This is a genomic window from Streptomyces sp. BR123 (genome assembly GCF_013401435.1).
GTDB lineage: Bacteria > Actinomycetota > Actinomycetes > Streptomycetales > Streptomycetaceae > Streptomyces.
Genome location: NZ_JACBGN010000484.1, coordinates 1 through 3,213, shown reverse-complemented (window position 1 = coordinate 3,213; position 3,213 = coordinate 1). Strand labels below are relative to the sequence as shown.

5 protein-coding genes and 1 pseudogene are annotated in these 3,213 nt (G+C 72.1%); all 6 read right to left on the bottom strand.

The features are described from left to right. Positions 1-78 precede the first annotated feature (78 nt). Positions 79-363, bottom strand: coding sequence for a hypothetical protein (locus tag HYE82_RS38750; RefSeq protein WP_256988152.1), 285 nt, complete (start codon positions 361-363; stop codon positions 79-81). Between the two features lie 262 nt (positions 364-625). Further along, positions 626-778: pseudogene (locus tag HYE82_RS39595) on the bottom strand (LuxR C-terminal-related transcriptional regulator); the annotation flags it as partial. Between the two features lie 20 nt (positions 779-798). Further along, positions 799-1,440 carry a DUF4326 domain-containing protein gene (locus HYE82_RS35335; RefSeq protein WP_256988150.1) on the bottom strand — a complete coding sequence of 214 codons (642 nt, stop codon included), beginning with the start codon at positions 1,438-1,440 and terminating at the stop codon, positions 799-801. Positions 1,441-1,526: 86 nt separating this feature from the next. After that, a complete protein-coding gene (locus HYE82_RS35330) occupies positions 1,527-2,303 on the bottom strand; it encodes a hypothetical protein (RefSeq protein ID WP_309144558.1) in 777 nt (258 codons plus the stop codon). Next, positions 2,300-2,812 (bottom strand): VUT family protein, encoded by a 513-nt coding sequence (locus tag HYE82_RS35325; RefSeq protein WP_179178321.1) that lies wholly within the window; start codon positions 2,810-2,812, stop codon positions 2,300-2,302. The genes HYE82_RS35330 and HYE82_RS35325 overlap by 4 nt, the downstream gene beginning before the upstream one ends. 126 nt (positions 2,813-2,938) lie before the next feature. Then, positions 2,939-3,106, bottom strand: a complete 168-nt coding sequence (locus HYE82_RS35320) for a hypothetical protein (RefSeq protein WP_218783418.1) — start codon at positions 3,104-3,106, stop codon at positions 2,939-2,941. Positions 3,107-3,213 lie beyond the last annotated feature (107 nt).

The window sequence follows — 3,213 nt, the reverse complement described above, 5'->3', positions numbered from 1 at the left end:
GGGGTGGGGAGGGTCACGGGTGTCTCCTGTGGGTGGTGGGGCGGTGGCCGCGGGCACGACCACCGCCGGACGGGCTGGTCAGGCGGAGTGGCTGTTGGCGCGGGCCCACTGGGGTGCGCCGTCTTCGGGTCCGGGCGTCTGCCACATCACGCCGTACCGCTTCTCGACTGGGACGAGGCCGACGGTGGCGGGGTCGACGCAGTGGCGGTCTATGCCGAAGCGGCCCTGTCGGTGGCGGTCGGCGGCGGACTCGGAGCTGAACGTGCGGTGGCAACCAGGGGCGGCGCAGTGGCTGCGGGTGAGTCCGGTCCACCAGGCTCCGCAGGAGCACGGGATGGCGTTGGCGGGTCGGGGGTCGGTCATAGTTGCCTCGATTCGGTCTCTGGGTTTTGTTCTGACGGCCTATCGCGATGCGGGTGGACTTGGGAGACCGGGGCGCCCCTCGGAGGCTCTCAGGGGCCTTCTGGCCCTTCAGGGCGTCCCGGTAGGCCTTCTCGCCCTCCCCGCACCCGAGCGGGCAGTCCCTCGGGTCCTCACCCCGGCGCCGGTGGGCCACCGCCCCAGCCCGGTCCCCGTGGCGTTGGGGCCGGCCGTCGAGGAGGCCCGCCCGGCAGGCGAGGATCACGGCGTTGGTGATGCTGCGGGCGCCGAGCTTGCGGCCCGCCCGGACGGCGATCTTCGAGACGGACTTCTCGTGGAGGCCGAGCCGGGCGCCGATGACGGCGTAGGTGTCGCCCTCCGCGGCGCCGGCAAGCACAGCGAGCTCCGTCTCCGTCATCACCGGCCGGGCGGGCGCGGTCACGACTTGCCGCCGCGTGCCAGCTCGAGGAGCACGTCCGCGTGGCAGGAAAGCGACTCGGCGCACCAGCACATCAGGTCTCGGCCGGCGAGCTCAGCGCGGACGCGGTCGACCCGGGCGGGGTCGGCCACTACCCAGATGCGGTACAGCTCGACGGCGAGGACGTGGGCGTCGCGGCGGTCGCCGGCAACCACGGAGGTCTTCAGGCCGGCGGGCGGGCGCACCTCTCGGGGGCCAGCCCAGTTGACGACCCAGGCGTTGGGGGTCTGGGCGATGACCCAGGGGTTACCCCATCGGGTGCCGCGGCCGACGTACTTGGCGCCGTGCGACGTCCAGCCCTTGGTGCGCTTCCGCTGGATCCGCTCCGGCGTGACTGTGATTCGCGCGCCGAGGAATGCAATGCCCTTGCCGGCGGCGAGGTCGAGGTGGAGGAACTCACCGACGGCGCGGTCGCTACTGGTGCGGAAAAGGCAGTCGGCGTACTCGGGGTGGCCCATCTCGGCGAGGACGGGGGTGATGTACGGCCGGGCGTGCTCGACGACGGTGCGGGCAAGGACGTTCGGGTCGGTGGTGCGGACGGTGAGCGGCGGTACGGGCCGGCTGTCGCCAAGCTTGCCGAACTCGATCTCGTAGGTGGCCATGTGGGACTCCGTTCGTGAGATGCTGGGGCAGTTGGCCCGCCTCGCGCCTCGAGGCGGGCCTTCGTGGTGTCCGGGGGCGGTCGAGGTCAGGCGACGGGTGTGAGGTGCTGGCGGACGATGCGCTGGTGCCAGCGGATCGCCCAGTCGGGGCAGTTCGCGCAGTTTTTGTGGGTGTGGCCGGGGAGTGGGTCGGAGCGGCGGGCATCCATCGACCAGGCCATGGAGTCGGCTGAGGTGAGCTCGTCGCCGTAGTCGGCGATGCCTCGGGTCTTCACGCCGAACCCGTGGAGGTTGAGGCCCTGGCTGCGGAAGCGGTTGACGATCTCGCCGATCTCACTGGTCGCTTGGCGGCGGCAGACGGAGCCGAGGCCGACGACGGGTTCGGCGGCGAGGTTGATGCCGGCGGCTGCGTACATCTCGGCGCAGCGTTCGTAGTCCTCGAGTCGCCAGCCTTGGAGGACGGGTATGAACGGCAGGTCGGGGGCGAGGGCCCGGAGTTCGATCAGGTTCTCGACGGTGAGGCGCTGGTGTTCCTCGACGGTGAGCCCGGTTCCGGCGAAGGTGAGCGGGCCGTGCTGTCCGCCGTCGATGACCCAGGGTTCGCACATCCAGTCCATGGGGGCGGCCCAGTCGAGCATGCCGATGGCGTCGCGGTAGCGGCGGACCTCGGCGACGTACTGCTCGGGGGTGATGGTCCAGCGGCCGTGCTGCATGAGTTCGGTGAAGCCGCCGGAGTCGAGGGCCCAGGGGGCGATGGCGCGGGGGAAGGTTCGGCGACCCTTGAGGCGGTTGCGGCTGATGAAGAGCGGCACGCCGGCGGTGGCGAGCCAGTTCGGCATGTGGGTCCCGAGGTAGAACCTCACGCGGTCACCGCCTGGTCCCGGCGCCGCTGCCAGGTGGCGATGACGGCGACGGCGGCGAGGGTCATCCACGTCTTGCCGAGCAGCTGGCCGGGGAGGTAGGCGAGGCTGCCGAAGGCGAGCCAGAGGAAGATCAGGCTGTCCGCGAGGAGGCCGACCGCGTTCGAGGCGAGCATGGCCACGACGAGGCCGCGCTTGCGGAGCGGTTCATAGACGGCGAAGTCCAGGGTCTCGGCGAGCGCGAAGGCTGCGGCCGAGGCCAGGGCGAGGGCCGGGTCGGCCAGCCACCAGGAGAGGGCTGCTCCGATACCGATGGCGGCCAAGGTGGCGGTGCGGCCGGCGGTTTCGCGGGCGAGGTCGCGGAGGACGAAGGCGAGGCCGACGACGTAGACGCCGGCGGGGGCGAGGTAGCCGAGGCCGACGGGGACGGCGCCGTAGTGGGTGACGGCGAGGTTGGCGGCGGGGATGGTGGCGATGTAGGCGGTGAGTGTGCAGGCGGCGCGGACGTGCATGGGTTCCTCCGGTTGCGGGTTGCTGGGTGGCGGGTGCCGGTCAGGCGGCGGGGCGGCGTCGGAGCGGGTTGGGGATGGGCTGGTGCCATTCGGTGCCGTCGAGGGCGGCGGTGAGGGCGGCGCGGGTCATGCGGCGTCGTCCCGGTGGTGGCGGTAGGCGGTGTCGATCCGCTCGGTAATCCACTGCTGCTGGCAGCGGGGGCACTGGTAGCCGTCCCGGGTGGTCTGGCCGCGGCGCCGGGTGACAGCGGGGGCTATGTCCCGCTGCAGGCAGTTGGGGCAGGTGTCGTGCACGGGTCCTCCTAGGTGGTGGGTGTGCACCCGCAGGTGCAGGCGGTGCTGCAGGGCGGTCGGCCGTCGAGGAGCCACCGCCGGTACTCGGCGAGGGCCACGTCGATCTG